We start from the raw sequence: 17867 nt of genomic DNA on the forward strand, positions 1-17867 counted from the left end.
CCCGAAACGGCCCGTGAGAAAGGAGGCACCGGAGTCGGCCGAAGCCGCCGAACCATTCATCGGGATCCCCCGCTAATTGTTCACAGCGTCCATTAAGGTTCGGTGGGACTACTCACCGCGGGAGACCTTCATGTGGGCTGGCGTATTCGGGATGTTCTGGCGGCGCACGATTCCCGCGGTGGTGGCGACGATGGCGCTCGCGGCTATCGGCGCCAAGGCCGAGCCACGGGTTACGGCCGCGCATGACGTCGCGCTCGCGGCGGCGATCGACACCTCCTCGACGACGGTGGGGCTTGCCGATTCGAACCTGGCGCGGCTGACCATCGAGGGCCAGATCGACAAACAGCTCAACATGATGCAGTCGATCGGCGTGCAGAACGTCCGCATCGGCCTGTCTTGGCTCACCATCGAGCGACAGCAGGGCGTCTACGACTTCTCCGCCACCGACTACGTCGTCCAACAGGCGTACAAGCGCGGCATGGGCGTGCTCGCCGTGCTGCACGAAACCCCGCGCTGGGCGGGCAATCCCGTGCTCTCCGGCCAGCCGGACCCGGTGGCGTTCGGCCAGTTCGCCGGCAAGGTGGCCGAACATTACGGCGGCAAGATCTCCGCGGTCGAGGTGTGGAACGAACCCAACGCGAAGTTCTTCCTCAACCCCGTCGACCCGGCGTCGTACACCGAAATGCTCAAGGCCGCCTACACCGCGATCAAGGATGTCACCAAGGTGACCGGCGACGACATCACCGTGATCGGCGGCGTGCTGGGTTCCGGGCGGACCATCGACGACGACGAGGGCAACGTCGTCACCATGAACCCCGTCGAGTTCCTGGCCGGCATGTATGCGGCCGGGGCGCACGGCTACTTCGACGCGCTGTCCTTCCACCCCTACAAGTACGACATGATGTTCTCCGAGCAGGCCGACCAGATCGCCTCACCGCTGCAACAGCTCTGGCGCATGCGCAGCCTGATGGAGGTGTTCGGCGACGAAGATCTCAAGATCTGGGCCAGCGAGTACGGATTGCCCACCGATCCGTACAACCCCAACCTGCCCGGGCAGTACATCTCCCCCGAACAGCAGGCCGCCTACATCAAGGACTTCCTGAACAGCTGGAGCAAGCAGGAGGGCACCGGGCCGATGTTCATCTACTCCACCCGTGACCTCAATACCGGCACACCCAATGACGGGGACAACTTCGGCATCTGGGAAACCGATTGGACCGCCAAGCCGGCCGTCGACGTCATCCGCGAGTTCATCGCCGACCAGAACGGCCATCCCATCCTCGATTTCATCCGCAACGCCATCATCAACCTGGCCGAGTTCACCGGCGCGGTGATCAAGGGCATCGTGGACGTGACCGTGAACGTGGTGACGGCCCTGGTGGACGCCACCGTGTGGGTGGTCAAGGCGATCGCCAAGGGGGCCGCGGCAGTCGTCCAGGGCATCGCCGAGGTCGCCAAGCGGATCGCCACCGCGGTCTGCAACACCGTGCAGACCGTGGTGAATCGCGTGAAGGACTTCTTCGACCGGAACGACGCGCCAGCGTCCACCGCGGCGACCACCTCGGTGACCGCGGCCCGAACCGTGGATCGCGCGGCAACCGCGGCGGTCACCGCCGACCGCGTCCAGCCGGTGACGGTCGCGGCGAGCGCGCAATCCCCGGACACCACAGCCGATCTCGGTGCCGACGCAGACCGTGAGGTCACGACGGGCAGCGCCGATCCCCGGCAGGCGCCGGCCGAGGTCTCGCCCAAGGCCGCGATGCCCGAGCCGACCACGGACGCCGCCCCTGCCACGCCGTCCACCCCCGCGAAGGACGGGCCGACGGAGTCGACCAAGGACAGCACCCCGGCCACGACCGAGCCCGGCGACAGCAAGACCGACGACAGCAAGACGGGCCCCAAGACCGACACCAAGCCCGACACCACCAAGCCGGGGACGTCGACCAAGGCAGAGCCCGCCGGCGGATCGACGACAGGGTCCACGGCTTCCGCTTCCGACCAGCAGTCGTCGGCGGGGTCTGAGGCCAAGCCCGCGGGCTCGGCAAGCTCCAGCACGGCCGAATAACCGGAGATCGGTGCGACAATCGCACCATGGCTGCCGACTCGACCGACTACCCCCGCAATGCCGCCGACCGTGGCCGGGTCGAGCCCGCCCCGCGCCGGGTCCGCGGCTACTGCAACGGCGCACTCGTCTTCGACACCACGGCCGCCCGGTATGTCTGGGAACTGCCGTATTACCCGCAGTACTACATCCCGCTGGCCGACGTCCGCACCGAACACCTGGTGGACGAGGACCATCCGCAACGCAGCCAGTTCGGCCCGTTCCGGCTGCACGCCGTGGTGGCGGGCGACACCACCGTCGCGTCGTCGGCACGCGTCTTCGACGCCGATGGCGACGGGCTGCTACCCGGCTACGTGCGCTTCGAGTGGACCAGCCTGCAATGGTTCGAGGAGGACGAGCGCATCGTCGGGCATCCGCGCAATCCGTACAGCCGGGTCGATGCCCTGCGCTCGCACCGCCACGTCGTCGTCGAGTTGGACGGCACCGTGCTCGCCGAATCACACAGCCCGGTGCTGTTGTTCGAAACCGGCCTACCGACAAGATATTACGTCGACCGCACCGATGTGAATGTCGAGCATCTCGTGCCCAGCGAAACCCAGACACTGTGCCCCTACAAGGGCACCACCACCGGTTACTGGTCGGTGCGCACCGCCGACGCCGTTCACCCGGACCTGGCCTGGGTGTACGACTACCCGCTGCCCGCGGTGGCGGCCATCGCCGGGATGGTCGCGTTCTACAACGAGAAGGTCGATATCACCGTCGACGGGGTGCGGTTAGCGCGGCCGGCAACCCATTTCAGCTGACCGACGATCAGGAGATGCCGTTGATGCCGGGGTGCTGACCACCCGGCACCGTCGGCGCGGGCGGGGCCAGCACCGAGGGGGTGAACAGGTTGCCGCCGGTCGGGTTCACCGACTTCTCGGTGGGCGCCACCGTCTCCGACGGGCTCGCCGGTGCACTCGTGGTCGTCGTGGTAGTCGTCGTCGTGGTCGTGCCGGTGCTGGGGCTTTCCTTGCCGCTGTTACCGCACGCCGCGCTCAGGCCGCCGATGGCGACGATGGCGAGCGCCCCCGCGGCGGCACCCATCCGGCGCCGCAGAATCTGTGAATCCACGCTGTTGTCCCTTTCTGCGCTGACCGACTACGAACCGTGCCGATGCACGCCGGGCGGTTCGGTCGGCGCGGGCGGTGCCAGCACGCTCGGTGTGAACAGGTTTCCGCCATTCGGATCGATCGATTTCTCGGTCGGCGCCACCGTTGCCGACGTGGTCGCCGGTGTCGTCGTGGTGGTCGTCGTGGTGGTCGTGGTCGTGGTGCTCGAGGGGGCCTCCTTGCCACCCGATCCACATGCCGCGGTCAGGCCGCCCAGCGCGATCAGCGCCGCGCATCCGGCTGTCATTCCGATCCGCCGAACAACTACCTGTGAAGCCATTGCATCTGTCCTATCCGAGGGTCACACAACGCGGTGCGACGACGAGCCACCTACCATCGTGACATACACCAGCCGTCCGCGTTCGGCCGCCACCTTTACCGTAAGTCTCCTGTGGGACAACTGAATACGCGCATCGGATCATCAGTCAGGAAGCTGAGTGAGATTGCGCGCCGACGCGTTCGATGGCGTCGGCACCGACCCGCAGACCGTCGCGCGCCCTGATCGCCGCGCCGATACCGGCCAGCCTGGCGCGCAGGTCGCCGTCGGCCAGCAGTCGCTCCACCGCCCCAGTGAGGTCGTGGTCGGCGAAACCGTAGGTGTCCAACCGGATCCCGAAACTGAGTTCGTCGATCCGCTGCGCGTTCTCGTACTGATCCCAGAACAGCGGCAGCACGATGAGTGGTTTGCCGAAGTGCAGTGTCTCGGTGACGGTGTTGTTGCCACCATGGGAGATCACCAGGTCGACCTGCGGGATGATCTTTGTCTGCGGCAGCATCTGCGCACCGACCATGTTGTCCGCCAGCGTGATTCGCTCGGCCTGCGGACCCATGCTGACGATGTAGCGGTGCCGGGTGGTGCCCAGCACGTCGACCAGGCGCTGCATCAGCTCGACATCGGCGCCGCCGAGTGAGCCCAGCGACAGGTAGATCAGCGCGCTGCCGTCGGGACGCTCGGCGACCGTAGCGGGCAACACGTACTCCTCGTCGGTTTCGCGGACGCTGGAATCCATCCGGACCCAGGTGCTGTCCAACGGCCGGGCCTGCAGATAGTCGGCCTCGGCCGGGTAGACGTACAGGTTGGCGGCGTTGTCGCGCGGCATGAACTCCAGGTCAGGCAGCGGGGCCGCACCCTGGGCCTGCACCCACGCGTTGAACTCCGACCACATGGCGCGGTGGGTGCGGTCGTATTCGGCGCGGTACGCGTCCCACTGCGAGCGATCCGCGCTGGGCAGACCGGAAAAGGGCGGGGGCACATCGGGTCCCGAGATTTCCAGCGGGCTGCAGGACACGATCCGTACGAACGGGACACCCGCCGATGCCAGCGCCGGGAAGAGCACGACGTTGTCCTCGACGATGACGTCCGGTCGGTGGGTGGCGATGATCTGCCGCAGTCGCGGCTCGCAGTACTTGGCGCCGTCGATCAGCGCCTGATAGGTCGGCTGGATGAACGTCTGCAGTTGCTCGACCGTCGGTTTGCGGAATTCCGGCGCGGTCTCGGCGATGAAGTCGGTCCAGAACTTTCCCGGGTCGTCGTCCTCGGCGCCGGCCGCCGGTTCGGCCAGATCCACGAGTTCTTCGACGAAGCCGAACGGGGCGAGCTTTCCCGCCCACGAGCTTTCGGCGGCGAACACGATCCGGTGACCCCGGTCGCGCAGCACGGCGGCCAGGCCGATGCACTGGTTCGTCGGTCCGTAGGCCGATTCCGGCCAGAACATGATGGTCAATGCGGTCATGGGCAGCCCTTCACGCTCGGCCGGGTCGGGGAAGCGGGTGGTCGGTCGCCACCCGCGCGTAATCGAGGATCAGTTCGGTGGCGGTCTCGGCGTCCAGGCTCGGGTGCCGCGCCACCATGCGGTACCCGTAGGCGTCCTCCAGCGCGACGATATTGCGCGCAATGGTCAGCGACGCCGAGGTGAGCGAGAAAATACCCTGTGCGGCACCGGTTTCCAGGATCACCTGGTACATCGCCACCTGCCGGTCGTACAGCGATGTCAGCATCACCGCGTAGGCGGGAAAGCGGGAGGCGGCACCACCGAGGGCACACATCAGTTTGACTGCGGGATCGTCGGAGTCGACGGGCAGCCCGGACTCGATCGTCATGACGAGTTTGCGGTCGGGCTCGGTGACACCTTCGATGGCACGCAGGCGCGCGTCGTAGAACCGTTCCACGCCGGCCTGGTTGGCCTCGATCAGCAGCGTCTGGATATCCGGGAAGTGGTACAGCACCGCGCCGGAGGTCAGCCCCACCTCGGCCGCCACTTGTTTGAGTTGCACGTCGACGCCGTGCTTCATCACCGCGGTCTGCGCGGCACGCAGCAGCTTGTCTCGACGTTCGGCGCGGCTGACGGACACCCGATCATGCTGTCAGGATCGGGGCCGTCGCGCACCCATTTCCTGAATTTGGATGCAGTTTTTATCCGGTTTTTACATTTGTGCTGGCGTTTCAGGTCCCGGACCTACTGAAGAGACTCCCAGAATTCGGTCAGGACCACGGCACCGCGCTGTGGATCCTGCACCATCCACCAGTGCCCCAGGCCGTCGAGCACCTCGGTCCGGGCGCCTGCCCGATCGGCCGCCCGGCGGCGGATTTCCTCGGAGCCGGTGTAGTGGTCCTCGGTGGCGAGCAGGCACAGTCCCGGCCGGGCGGCCGCATTACCCAACTGGCGGCCGGCTTCGGCCAGCACCGGCGCCGGGACGGAGCGGTACAGCGCGAGGATGGCCCGGCCCATCTCCGGGCCCAGACCCTCGGCGATCTCGGCGGCCACCGGCGCAGTGATACCGAGTGCGGCCAGCCGCTCGGCGCGCTCCGGCACGGTCCCGCCGACCAGCGCGTCGACGAACTGCTCACCGGCACCGGGGGTCTGCCAGATCTGGGCCGCCTCATGCCAGACGTACTCGGGGTCGAACACCCCGATGATGTCGGTGGCCCAGCTGCGCACCAATTCCGGCCGGTGCATCATCGCGTTCACCACGTGGTTGCCGCCCCAGTCATGGCCGACCAGGTCGATCGGGCCGTCGATGCGAGCCAGTTCGCCTTCCAGCCAGTCGCGATAGTCCAGGTAGGTGGCGGCCCAGCCGTCCGGCAGGGGCGCACCGAATCCCGGCGGGGACAGCCGGATCACGTCATCGCGCCCCAGCGCCTCGACCAGCGGGCCCCACAGCGCGTCGGTCTCCGGATTGCCGTGCACCAGAACCACCGTCATGAGTTCATCCTGACATCGCGGTGTCAGCGTGGCGGGTCGCCGCGCCAACTGAAGCTGTTCACGTACTTGCCGACGTCCATCGCCAGCTGCAGGTTGGCCCCCGAGGGATGCCCGATCCCGAACGACGGGCTGAATTCGTGGTAGGGCCCGATCGCGGCGGCCACCAACGCGAGATCGTTCTTGATCGCGACCATCACCATGATGCGCAGCCGCGTGTACGTGCCGGTGGAATCCTGCGGATAGTCGTCGGCGAACACCCCGTAGCCGGGCTGGTAACCGACTGCGGCATTGGGTATCTCGTAGTCGACGGTGGCGTCCGGGTAACTACGGGCGATCAGCTCCTCGGCGATCGCCCGCGGCGTGCGTCCGTTCGCCGGCTCACCGAACAGTTCCACCGTGCCGGTGTCCCCGGCCACGAAGTCCAGGGTGACACCGTCCGGGTTGAGCGTCGCCCGATAGGCGGTGCCCGGGCCGGGGTAGGACACCGAGAAGGATCCGTCCGCGGCGGTGAAGCGGGGATTGATCGCCACCGGCGTGCCGAGCGGTGGCTGCCCGCAATCCGGCGGGCACCGGTAGTTGGGTATTTCGGGGGTGACCACCAGGGACACGGCCGACGCGACAGCCGCGGCGATGACGACGCCCACCCCGACGGGCAGCAGCACGGACGCCCCTCGTGGCACATCTGCGGACCGGTCGGCCGATCCAGCCCGCAACACGGTGCGCATCGCCAGCACCGCCAGGGCCGCCAAGCCCAGATGCACGCTCACCTGCACGCCTTGCGGCAACGGGGCCGCCTCCACCAGGCCCAGGCAGCCGTAGAACACCACCCCCACAAGCACACTGGCGACCACCGCCACCGCGCGCCGGCGGTGCGAACCCACCGCCGCCCCCACCATGGCACCCACCGCCGCGGCCATCACCGGGACGGCGACGCCCTGGATCACCGCTTCGGCGAGCAGTCCGGCGACCGATCGCTCGCCCGTCGACACTCCGGTCGCCAGCTGTGGGGCCAGCCGGGTCAGCGTCGTCACGGCGGTGAAGCTGGCCGCACCGAGCGCCCCGAACATCAATCCGGTCAACGGGTCTCGGATCGACCGGTAGGCGAACACGGCAGGCGCCAGCATGACGAGTGCCCCGCCGACCGAAATGGCCAGACCGTCGCGAATGGTGTGATCGACGGTGATGCCCGACGCCAGCGCGACGTCGTAGGACCGGGCCACGATATCGCCGGTGATCAGCGCCCAGGCCAGACCCAGCAGGGCGCCGATCACGGCGACCACTGCCACTGTTCGGGCTGATCGGCCGCTGCCGCGAAGGTCGCTCGCCAGCACCAAGGGGACGCCGACGGCGGCGGCACCGATCATCGGCGCCTGCCAGCGCAGCACCGCCAGGGCCACCAGCACGCCCAGCACGAACAGCAGCGCCACCCACATCGGGACGCGCCGCCTTGGCGTGGGCGTCATCGCCGCGCCGCGCCGGTCTGCACGGCCAGCAGGTCCCGGACCAGATTGTCGACGTTGGGGCTGCCCAGGCCGGTCACCAGGTCATAGCCCGGCGTCGAGACGTCCACCGCGTTGGAGCCCAGACGGACATCGCGGAATCCGGGCAGCCGGGCACCCGAAGCCACTTGGTACAGAAGCGGATTCAGGTCGCCGCCGAGGAGGCGGCCGCCGTGGGCTTGCAGGTATTGATTCATCAGCACCGTCAGCGCCGCCCAGATGGGCGCCGCCTGCGAGGTGCCGGCGCCGATGCGCGGCTGGCCGTCCAGCACGATGCGCACACCGGTGAACGGATCGGCCAGCGCGGCTACATCGGGGACCAGTCGTTTTTCCTCGTATCGGTTCGTCTGGATCGAAGCCTGGAAGGCCGGGCGAGGGAACAACTTCGAGATCCCGCCGCTGCTGCCCAGCGACATGGGCACATCGACCCAGGCCTGTTCGGCCAGCCACTGCCCCTGCGCGTCGGTGGACAGCGTGGTGCCACCGACGGACGTCACCTCGGGCAGCGAGGCGACCGCGTCGAGCCCGATGTCGTCGGGCCCCGGCGGCGCGGACCAATCCGGGCCGCCTTTGCATTCCAGGCCACCGTTGTCGCCGCTCGCGTCGAACACCGCGGTGCCGGTCCGTTGTGCGGCCACCAAGGCGGTGCGCACCGGAGCGAGGTCCGCGGCACCGGGCAACCGATCACAGCCCCAGCCGATCGACAGGCTCCACACCGCTCCGGGGAATTGCCGGGCCGTGTCCTCGAACAACCGTCCCACCTTCTCGTAGCCGCCGTCGCCCTCCACGGTGGGCCGCGCGTTGACCACGACCAGTTGTGCGTCCGGCGCGATGGCATGTGCCACTTGAAGATCCATGGTGGTCTCCGCACCCGGCGGTCCGGGCCGCCCACCGATCACCACCGGGGTGAATCGGGGCAGGGCCGAACTGTCGGCGAAGGAGTCGAGATCACTCTGCGCGAAGCCGTCGAAACCGAAGATCACGAGGGTGGCGCCGGCGCCGGTGAATCCGGCCGCCGCGAGCGGATGCGCGTTGTAGGCGGTCAACAAGGCGTCCGGGCCCAGCCCCTGGCGCGGCACGTCCATGGGCAGCAGATCCGGGCGGGCCATGTGGTGCGGGGTGTAGCCCAGGATGCGGCCGGTGTCGCTGACCGAGCGGGTCAGCTCCTCGGGTACCGCCGGCTGGCGCGGCGACGCGTAGAACACCTGCCCGCGGCGACCCCGGTAATCGTGCACCGGAACACCGAAAGCTCGTGCCACACCGGTGGCTTCCCCTTCGACGACGGCCCAGTCGTCACCCGGTCGCCAGCGCACCCGCAGACCACGCGCCCGGGACCATTCGATCAATTCCTCGGGGCGGCGCGCATCGGCCAGGCTGACGGTCAGCCGGACCTCACGTCCGCGTGACTCCCCCAGATCGGTCGAGGCCGCCAACAGCCGCGCGTACGGGCCGGAGATGACAGCCGACTCCGGAGCGGGCAGCGCCGAAAGATCGGCCGCCAGCAGCGTTCCCATCGCCACCAGCGCCCACAACCGGCGCCGACCGGTCATGTCCACACGCTGAGATCAGGGAATGCCGTTGATCCCCGGATGCTGGCCACCCGGGACCGTCGGCGCCGGCGGGGCGACCACCGACGGGGTGAACAGATTGCCACCGGTCGGGTCGATCGATTTCTGCGTCGGCGCCAGCGACTCCGACGGCGCCGCGGGCGCACTGGTCGTGGTCGCCTCGGTGGTCGTCGTGGTCGTGGTCGTCGTCACCGACGTTGTGCTGGTGGGGCTTTCCTTGCTGCTGTTACCGCACGCCGCGGTCAGCCCGCCGAGCGCGATCACGGCGGCCGCTCCGGCGACAACACCAAGCCGACTGGTGAACTTACGGGTATCCATAGCCATCCTCAGGATCCGTGGCGGTGCACGCCGGGGGGCTCGGTCGGTGCCGGCGGCGCCAGCACGCTGGGCGTGAACAGGTTGCCACCGGTGGGGTCGATCGACTTCTGCGTCGGCGCCAGCGGCGCCGAGGTGGTCGCGGGTGCGGTCGTCGTGGTGGTCGTCGTCGTCGTCGTGGTCGTGGTGGTCGTGGAGGACGGCGCCTCCTTACCGCCCGTACCGCATGCGGCCGTCAGGCCGCCCAGCCCGATGAGGGCCGCGCACCCGGCGGTCAACCCCAGACGTCGAACAAGTTTCTGTGCAGCCATGGCATCCATCCCGTGCGGCGGTGCTGGTAGCACCGGACAACAAGATCATCATCGTTGCACATCGGCGCCGGTCACACGGGCTTTACCGGTTATGCCGCCGCCTTGTCCGAGGCGGATTCTTCGCTGTGGTCATCGGTCTTGGTGGGTGTGCTCGGCTCGTGCTGGTCGGCCTCGGCCGCGGTGCCGGGTTTGCCCGTCACCGGCTGCGGCTTCGCCCCTTCCAGGGCGGTTCGGCTGGGCCGGCCGGACCGATGACCACCGGTGCCCGACGGGGCGGTGTCGTCGTCGGGACGCGCGGTGGCGGTGCGGGGCGCGGACTCCGACGGTGCGGTGTCCGGCTCGGTGGCCGGGTGTGCCGATTCGGCAGTCGGGTGCGCCGGCGCGGCAACGGCGGGTTCATCGTTGTCGGGTTCGACGACTTCGGGCTCGGGCCCGGGCGTATCGGTATGGTTCGCAACGGTTTTACCGGTGCTCGCAACGGCGGTGGCGGTCTTGGTTGCGGGCACTGCGGGGGCACTGGTGGGCGGCTTGTCCCAGGACGGGTTGAGTGCGTGCTGGATTCCCACACCGACCGCGTTGAGCAACTGCCCGGGCAGGGCCAGCAGCCGCTGCGGGGTGGGCGAAAGCGACGCGGGGGTCGGCACCCCGGCTTTGATGGAGCGGTCGTAACCCATATCGACCAGCACCTTCAAGGCCGGTTCCACCAGATCCAGTAGCTGCTTGGGCACACCGAGCATGCGCAACGGCACCAGCAGCGGCAGCCGAGGCGCCGCCAGCGTCACATAGGTGATGTTGCTGGCCGGGTCGGTGTAGTCGGGCACAACGCGGGGACCTTTCATGTCCGCCGGGTAGTAATTGCCGTGCTGGGTGAAGAAGCCCACCAACGCGTTGAGGTCCGCGAGCACGTTGAGCGGGTAGTTGGGAAAGTCCGAAACGGGGTCGTACTGCCAGCTGACATCCGTGATCTTGTACGGGGTATCGGCCGGTGTGGTGCCGTCGAACTTGACGTTGACGAACGGTACGAACAATCCCGGGAAGCGGGCGGCCAGGCCGCCGTTGGGCCGGTTCATGCTGGCGATCAACGTGAAGCTGAGTCGATCGGCGTCGGGCGCTCCGATGGACTTCAGATACCGCATTTCGCGGACGACGACGTTCGCCCCGGACGAGTAGCCGACCACCGCCACGGGATCGCCGGTCTGTAAGGCCGGATTCACCAGTGCCTGCAGGTTGGCCAGTCCGGCGCGTTGTGACTGCTCGTACCCGCTGGATCCGTCCCAGTTGGTGGTGAACGGGATCTGCGACGGCCAGCTGACCGGTTCGAAGGTGTAACCGTGATAAGGCGACGCCGGGTTGGCGGGATCGAGGTAGCCGTGCCCCGCGACGCCGAGCGGCAGTCCGGTGGGGTTCACCGTGCCGGGCGGCAGGGGGTTGCCGCCCAGTTCCTGGATCATGCCGGCGCTGGTCGGGTTGCTGTTGCCGCCGATCGCGACGATGGTGCCGGCGAGCAATCGCACGCCGGTCCCGATACCGGTCACCAAGGTGGCGATAACAGCGAAAACCGCGGCCGATCGGAAAACCGACAACAGCACCCGCGGTGCGAAACCCCCGAACATGATGCCCTCCCCCACGCCTATGCGTCCGTGCAGCTAGACGAACGATCAGAAATTTCTACCACGTCAATATGCTGGGTTGGGCGCAGATCCCACAATCAGCATCCAGTCGCCAGGTTCCCGATCTGGCAAATTCTCACCCGACGAGTGCCGACTCGATGTCCGCGCCGACCACCCCGGCCAATGCTCGGCTCATCGCGGTGGTGATGTGGTTGCCGTCGAAGTAGACCAAGGTGTCGCCCAGCAGGATCGCCGGGCACGACGTGTCGTCGCACAGGTACCGGGTGTAATCCAGATTCCGCGCCGCGCCGGCGGCGACGACATCGAATTCGGCGCGGCGCACCGCGTCGTCGAAAGCAGCCACCCGTGGGATGGCGCACCGCTGCGCGTCATCGAGGAAGCGGCCCAAGCAAATTGGCCGCGACACGTCGGCCGACGGTGTGTCGGCGATGATCGCCACCCGCGTCTGCGGCGGGAGCCGTTCGATGGTGCGCGCCAGGCCGTCGCGCCACGCGGCGGTCGTGACGTCGCGGTGTGCGGCGTAGTACCGCCCGTAGCTGCCGAGCAGAACCAGGGCCGGCCGGGCGGTGGCGATGACGTCGAGGACACCGTCACGCCACACGTCGCATTGCGGGTAGCGCCGGACGTGGATGGACGCCGGCGGGCAACCGTCCTTGGTGTGGCTTTCCAGCCGGATCAGCCCGTCCTCGGCGAGGGCCGCCAGCGCGGTATACCACTGCGCGGCATGGGAATCGCCGAACAGCACCACGAGCGGGGCGGTGGGGTCGGTGCCGGTGCGGCAACCGGCGGGGTCCACCGAGGGGGTGTACCGGTGGCAACCGTTGGTGTAGATGGCCGGGCGGTCGGCGTGCGCATGGGCAAGCGAGGGGGTCAGGTTGCTCGGTACATAGGCGGTGCCAACGGGTTTCGTGGTGAGGGCGGTGTGTGGTGCGGGTTTCCCGGCGTCCAGGATCGGTGGGTTGTATACCGCGGAGATGGCCAGCACGCCGGTGATGACGGTGACCATGCCGGCCGCTGCGACGCCGAGGGTCCGCCGCGGGCGCGCGGTGACGAGCCACCGGGCGTGACGGCCCGGCTGCTCAACGAGGGTGTACAGCAGCCATCCGACCGGCAGGCACGATGCCGCGATACCCGCGCGCAGCCAGAGAGGCAGTGCTTCGGTGTACGCCGTTGCGGCGTAAGGAAGAGCCAGGGCGGGCCAGTGCACCAGATAGACCGAATACGAGATGTCACCGATCCAGGTCAGCGGGCGCAGGCTCAACACGGCGGCCGGGCTGCCTCGGCCCGGTCCCGCGGCGATCAGCAACGCGGTACCGGCGACCGGCAGGGCCGCAGCATATCCGGGGAAATCGGTGCCGACGGAGAACAGCGATCCGCTCGCGGCGATGGCCGCCAGTCCGGCCCAACCGGCCGGCACGCCAAGCCGCGACGGCAGCAGGCGATCGCGGTTCAGGCGCGCCAGCGCCACCAGGGCGCCCAGTCCGAACTCCCACATGCGGGGCGGCAGCCAGAAGAAGGCTCTGGGCAGGTCGGTGGCGGTGAGCCAGACACAGCCGACGAACGACACCGCCGTCACCACCGCGATGGCCGCCGCCATCCACCGTCGGCGCAGCCGGAACACCGTCCACAGCAGCAGCGGCCACACCAGATAGAACTGTTCTTCCAGGCCCAGTGACCAGTAGTGCAGCAGCAGCGACGGCAGTTTCGGCGCCAGGTAGTCGGTTTCGATATAGGCGAACCACATGTTCGGCAGGTACAGCGCCGCCGCCAGGGCGTCGTTCACCACGTAGGGGAACTGCACCGGCGACACCCAGACGGCCGCGGCCACCACGGTCGCGACGATCACGGCGAAGGCGGCCGGCAGCAGGCGCCGGGCCCGTCGCGCGTAGAACGCGCCGAAACCGATGGTGCCGCGGTCGCGCAGGCTTTCCAGCAGGTGCGAACTGATCAGGAAGCCCGAGATGACGAAGAACACGTCCACGCCGACGTAGCCGCCGCCGAAGCCCGGTATCTCGGCGTGGAACAGCAGCACCAGGAGCACCGCGACGGCCCGAAGGCCTTGAATGTCAAGGCGCTTCGGCCGGGTGCTCATATCGGTACTTACAGCACCTTGGAGAGGAACTCCTGCAGCCGCGGATGCTTGGGGTTGTCGAACAGCTCGGCGGGCGGGGCGTCCTCCACGATGTTGCCGTCGCACATGAAGATCACCCGCGAGGCGACCTCCCTGGCGAAGCCCATCTCGTGGGTGACCACCACCATCGTCATGCCGCCGACCGCCAGCTCCCGCAACACCTCCAGCACGTCACCGACCATCTCGGGATCGAGTGCGCTGGTGGCCTCGTCGAACAGCATGATGGACGGGTTCATGGCCAGCGCCCGCGCGATCGCCACGCGTTGCTTCTGCCCGCCGGACAGGGTGGCGGGTTTGACCTGAGCCTTCTCCGCCAAGCCGACCTGCGCCAGCAGTTCCATCGCCTTCTTCTCGGCCGCCGCCTTGTCCATCTTCTTGGTCAAAAGCGGTGCGAGCGTGACGTTGTCGATCACGGTCATGTGCGGGAACAGGTTGAAGTGCTGGAACACCATGCCGATGTGCTGGCGCACCTTGTCCAGGTCCACCTTCGGGTCGGTCAGGTCGAAGTCGTCGACGACCACCTTGCCGCCGGAGATGTCCTCCAGCTTGTTCAGACAGCGCAGGAAGGTGGATTTACCGGATCCCGAGGGTCCGATGACGCACACCACCTCACCCTGCTTGATGGTGGTGTCGATGCCGTCGAGCACCACCAGGTCGCCGAACGACTTCTTCAGCCCCTCGATGCGGATCTTGACCGTTCCTGGTTCGGCGGCAGCGGCTTCGGGCACGAGTTCGGTCATTTGACGAGCCGCCTCTCCAGTCGGTCCGAAAGTTTGGTGAGGGCCATGATCACCACGAAGTAGATGATGCCGATGATCAGCCACATGGTGAACGACTGGTAGTTTCGGGCGATGATCAGCCGGCCGGTCTGGGTCAGCTCGGCAATGCCGATCACCGACAGGATCGAGGTGTCCTTCAGGGTGATGACGAACTGGTTGACATACGACGGGATCATCGTCCTGATGGCTTGCGGCAGAATCACTCTGCGCATCGTCGGCAGGTAGCCAATGCCGAGGCTGCGGGCGGCCTCCATCTGGCCCTTGTCCACCGACTGGATGCCGCCGCGCACGATCTCGGTCATGTAGGCGCCGGCGTTGAGCGACAGGGTGATGATGCCTGCGGTCAGCGCCGTCATGGTGAACCCGAGGGCCGACGGGATGCCGAAGTAGATGAAGAAGGCCTGCACCAGAAGCGGTGTGCCACGGAAGATGTCGACGTAGGTGGTGCCGATGGCGCGCAGCCACACCGACCGGGACACCCGCAACAGACCGAAGATGACGCCGAGCACCAGGGCGATCGCGATCGAGACGACGGTCAGGATGATCGTCATCTTCAGGCCGGTCATCAGCACCGAGAAGGTGCTCTGCAGCAGACCGAAGAAGGAGTTGTCGGCCTCGGCGGCACCCTCGCCGAGGTAGGTCTTGATGATCTCGTCGTAGCGGCCGTTTTCTTTCAGGTGGTTCAGGCCGTCGTTGAACTTCTTGAGCAGCTCGGCGTTTTGGCCCTTGTTGACGGCGAAGCCGTAACTGGAGCCCTTCTCCTTCGGGGTCACGGTCTTGAATCCGTTGCCCTGCTGGATGCCGTACAGCAGCACCGGGTAGTCCTCGAAGACGGCCACCGAGTTGCCGGTCTTCACCTCTTCGAACATCGAGGCCGAGTCGGCGAACGAGACGATCTGGAATCCGTACTTGTCCTTGATGGACTCGGCGAACTCGGCGCCTTCGGTGCCGTTCTTGACGGCGACCCGCTTGCCCTTCAGGTCGGCGTAGGACTTGACGTCCTCGTTGGTCTTGAGCACGGCCATCTGCACGCCGGACTCGAAATACGGTTCGGAGAAGTCGAATACCTTCTTGCGGGCGTCGGTGATGGACATGCCCGCGATGACGCCGGCGGCCTGATTGGCCTGTACCGCTTGCAGTGCCGCGTCGAAACCGAGGGGCTTGATGTCGACGGTGAAGTTCTGGTCCTTGGCGATCTCACGGATGAGATCCATGTCGATGCCGACGAATTTGCCTTGTGCATCTTGGAATTCGAACGGGGCGAAGGTGGTGTCGGTGGCGATGACGTAGTTCTCGCCGTCGGCGTTGGCCGTACCCGTCGAGAGCATGACGCCGAACGCGCCGACCATTGTCGCGACGACCAGGAATACCGATCGTCGCAGGGCACCTCGTCGTCTCCGCGATGCCAGCTGCATGCTGCGCCTCCCCTCATCCACAATGCGCGGAGGATAACGCTAGCGGGCGGCGTCCCAACTTGTCACAGAACGGGTCATCGGGGCGTGCCGACCACCACTCGATTTCCGCCGCTGCGCTTGGCCTCGTACATGGCGAGGTCGGCGGCGCTGACGAGGTCGATGATCATGTCGGCCGGTACGGGAGCGGCCTGCACGTCGCGGCGGGCGGCCGCGGCGACGCCGATGCTGGCACTCACGTCACCGAGCCGGGAGGTGATCGCCTCGCACAGCGGCGCGGCGATGACGGTGGCGTCGGCGGTCCACGACATGGTCGCGAGGAGAAATTCCTCTCCGCCGGCCCGGCAGATCGCCGAGCCGGGCGGGGCATGCTCACGCAGGATGTCGGCGACCCGCAGCAGCACACGGTCGCCTTCGGCATGGCCCAGGGTGTCGTTGATGCGCTTGAAATCGTCCAGGTCGACCATGATCGCGACGACGTACTCCCCGCGGTTGGTGGGGTCGTTGATCAACCGGCGCTCGACGACGTCCAGGAATCCGCGGCGGTTGAGCAACCCCGTGAGGGCGTCGGTGTCGGAGCGGGTCGCGTACACGCTCATGGCCTTCGAGGTGCCGCGAACGGTGATGGGGGTCAGCGTGTTGAGCATGCTCAACAACCAGACCGCGGCGATGGCGGTCTCGATGTTCACCTCATGTGCCAGTCGGTACACGGCACAGCCGGATGCCGCCAGACCCGCGACCATGTTCAGCAACAGCGCCCGGTTGCTGTGGAAGAACGCGATATATCCGCTGGTGATGGGCATCGCGGCACAGGTGAGGGCGGCCAGCGCGGCACTGGGCTGTCCGACGCTCCATCCCACGATGCACGCGGTACACAGCGACACCGTGACGAGCGACTGCCGGCGGGTGGGCCAGTGGGTGAGCCAGAACCACGTCATCACGCACGACAGGCAACAGCCGGCCAAGGCGATGATGCCGGCGAAGACCAGGGTGACCTCGTGGTAGGTGGGCACCACCAGCGCCAGCGGCGCCAGCATCGACGATGCGGAGACGATGGCCAGCATCACGCGGGCCGAGGAGGTCAATCCGCGGTCGTGCAGGAAGGCGGTGACGGCGTCGAACGGGTCGGGCTGGTCCAGCCAGTCCGCCATCCGTGTCGTGCCGAAACCGCGCATCTTTCCAACCAAAGACTGATGGACACTTCTTGACGTGCGAGTTTCCGCGACGTCGCACCAAGCGCGCCTGCGCCCGAAGGGCGCGGCACGCAGCAGATCCGAACCCCCTGCACTACCGATAAGGGAACAGGGTAGTCAAATTTGCGCCAACGTCAGCGGAATCGCATTTTCGGTTGGTTGCCGAGGCAAAAAGTGGCGCTGCTGCCGCCTAGCGGCAGCAGTTCGGGTCGAGCACCGCGCACAGCGCCGTCAGGGCATCCCGGTGGGGCCGGTGGTACACATTCATCCCTCGGCGTTCCGACGCGACGATCCCGGCCCGGCGCAACTGGGACAAATGGTGGCTGACGGTCGACTCGCTGAGTTCGACTGCGGCGGCCAGGTCACAGCTGCACACTTCCTCGTCGGGCGAGCTGAACAGCAGCGACACCAGCTTGACGCGCACCGGGTCGGCCAGCGCCTTGAGCCGCAGTGCAATACCCAGTGCCGCTTCGTCGTCGAGCGGGCCGGCGGCCACCGGTGAGCAGCACACGGGCGCGGAGATGTCGAGAACCGGCAGGGCCTTGGGCATGTGATCGATGATGCCAGAGACATTGACATATGTCGAAGAGGTGGCGCATCATGGCGGCTACA

The 17867-nt window shown here is 67.4% G+C and carries 17 protein-coding genes; 2 read left to right on the forward strand and 15 right to left on the reverse strand.

Translation table 11 applies throughout. The features are described from left to right. Positions 1-130 precede the first annotated feature (130 nt). Together BN977_RS31380 and BN977_RS08190 are read left to right on the forward strand one after the other, a co-directional pair. The gene (locus BN977_RS31380) at positions 131-2065 is read left to right on the forward strand and encodes a cellulase family glycosylhydrolase (protein ID WP_051561159.1); all 1935 of its coding nucleotides are present in this window, start codon (positions 131-133) and stop codon (positions 2063-2065) included. Positions 2066-2091: 26 nt separating this feature from the next. Further along, positions 2092-2865 carry a DUF427 domain-containing protein gene (locus tag BN977_RS08190; RefSeq protein ID WP_036397060.1) on the forward strand — a complete coding sequence of 258 codons (774 nt, stop codon included), beginning with the start codon at positions 2092-2094 and terminating at the stop codon, positions 2863-2865. 7 nt (positions 2866-2872) lie between these two features. On the opposite strand, the gene BN977_RS08195 is transcribed toward BN977_RS08190, so the two are convergent. The 15 genes from BN977_RS08195 to BN977_RS08265 form a co-directional block, all read right to left on the reverse strand. Further along, entirely contained in the window at positions 2873-3175 is a 303-nt protein-coding gene (locus BN977_RS08195; RefSeq protein ID WP_407661173.1) for a hypothetical protein, read from the reverse strand. Between the two features lie 27 nt (positions 3176-3202). Continuing rightward, positions 3203-3460, reverse strand: a complete 258-nt coding sequence (locus BN977_RS08200) for a hypothetical protein (RefSeq protein WP_227456148.1) — start codon at positions 3458-3460, stop codon at positions 3203-3205. 178 nt (positions 3461-3638) lie between these two features. After that, positions 3639-4946: a glycosyltransferase gene (locus tag BN977_RS08205; protein ID WP_036397061.1), complete on the reverse strand. Its 1308-nt coding sequence runs from the start codon at positions 4944-4946 to the stop codon at positions 3639-3641. 10 nt (positions 4947-4956) lie between these two features. Beyond that, positions 4957-5565, reverse strand: coding sequence for a TetR/AcrR family transcriptional regulator (locus BN977_RS08210; protein ID WP_036397063.1), 609 nt, complete (start codon positions 5563-5565; stop codon positions 4957-4959). A 104-nt stretch (positions 5566-5669) separates the two neighbouring features. Beyond that, positions 5670-6416, reverse strand: coding sequence for an alpha/beta fold hydrolase (locus tag BN977_RS08215; RefSeq protein WP_036397065.1), 747 nt, complete (start codon positions 6414-6416; stop codon positions 5670-5672). Positions 6417-6439: 23 nt separating this feature from the next. Further along, a complete protein-coding gene (locus tag BN977_RS33455; protein WP_036397067.1) occupies positions 6440-7879 on the reverse strand; it encodes a hypothetical protein in 1440 nt (479 codons plus the stop codon). Next, positions 7876-9465, reverse strand: a complete 1590-nt coding sequence (locus BN977_RS08225; protein WP_036398698.1) for a S53 family peptidase — start codon at positions 9463-9465, stop codon at positions 7876-7878. Before BN977_RS08225 ends, BN977_RS33455 begins: the two co-directional genes overlap by 4 nt. A 15-nt stretch (positions 9466-9480) precedes the next feature. Further along, entirely contained in the window at positions 9481-9801 is a 321-nt protein-coding gene (locus BN977_RS08230) for a hypothetical protein (RefSeq protein WP_024450236.1), read from the reverse strand. 8 nt (positions 9802-9809) lie between these two features. Further along, entirely contained in the window at positions 9810-10109 is a 300-nt protein-coding gene (locus BN977_RS32835; RefSeq protein WP_036398700.1) for a hypothetical protein, read from the reverse strand. An 89-nt stretch (positions 10110-10198) separates the two neighbouring features. Beyond that, complete coding sequence (locus BN977_RS31385; protein ID WP_131590047.1) at positions 10199-11722, reverse strand: PE-PPE domain-containing protein; 1524 nt, start codon at positions 11720-11722, stop codon at positions 10199-10201. 133 nt (positions 11723-11855) lie between these two features. Continuing rightward, complete coding sequence (locus BN977_RS08245; RefSeq protein WP_036397071.1) at positions 11856-13832, reverse strand: acyltransferase family protein; 1977 nt, start codon at positions 13830-13832, stop codon at positions 11856-11858. 8 nt (positions 13833-13840) lie between these two features. Beyond that, complete coding sequence (locus BN977_RS08250; protein ID WP_024450240.1) at positions 13841-14611, reverse strand: amino acid ABC transporter ATP-binding protein; 771 nt, start codon at positions 14609-14611, stop codon at positions 13841-13843. After that, positions 14608-15999, reverse strand: a complete 1392-nt coding sequence (locus tag BN977_RS08255) for an amino acid ABC transporter substrate-binding protein/permease (RefSeq protein WP_036397073.1) — start codon at positions 15997-15999, stop codon at positions 14608-14610. Before BN977_RS08255 ends, BN977_RS08250 begins: the two co-directional genes overlap by 4 nt. A gap of 140 nt (positions 16000-16139) precedes the next feature. Continuing rightward, positions 16140-17237 carry a GGDEF domain-containing protein gene (locus BN977_RS08260; protein ID WP_024450242.1) on the reverse strand — a complete coding sequence of 366 codons (1098 nt, stop codon included), beginning with the start codon at positions 17235-17237 and terminating at the stop codon, positions 16140-16142. Between the two features lie 208 nt (positions 17238-17445). Next, positions 17446-17805: an Rv2640c family ArsR-like transcriptional regulator gene (locus BN977_RS08265; RefSeq protein WP_036397074.1), complete on the reverse strand. Its 360-nt coding sequence runs from the start codon at positions 17803-17805 to the stop codon at positions 17446-17448. Positions 17806-17867 lie beyond the last annotated feature (62 nt).

Origin of the sequence: Mycolicibacterium cosmeticum (assembly GCF_000613185.1) — a bacterium.
Classification (GTDB): Bacteria; Actinomycetota; Actinomycetes; order Mycobacteriales; family Mycobacteriaceae; genus Mycobacterium; species Mycobacterium cosmeticum.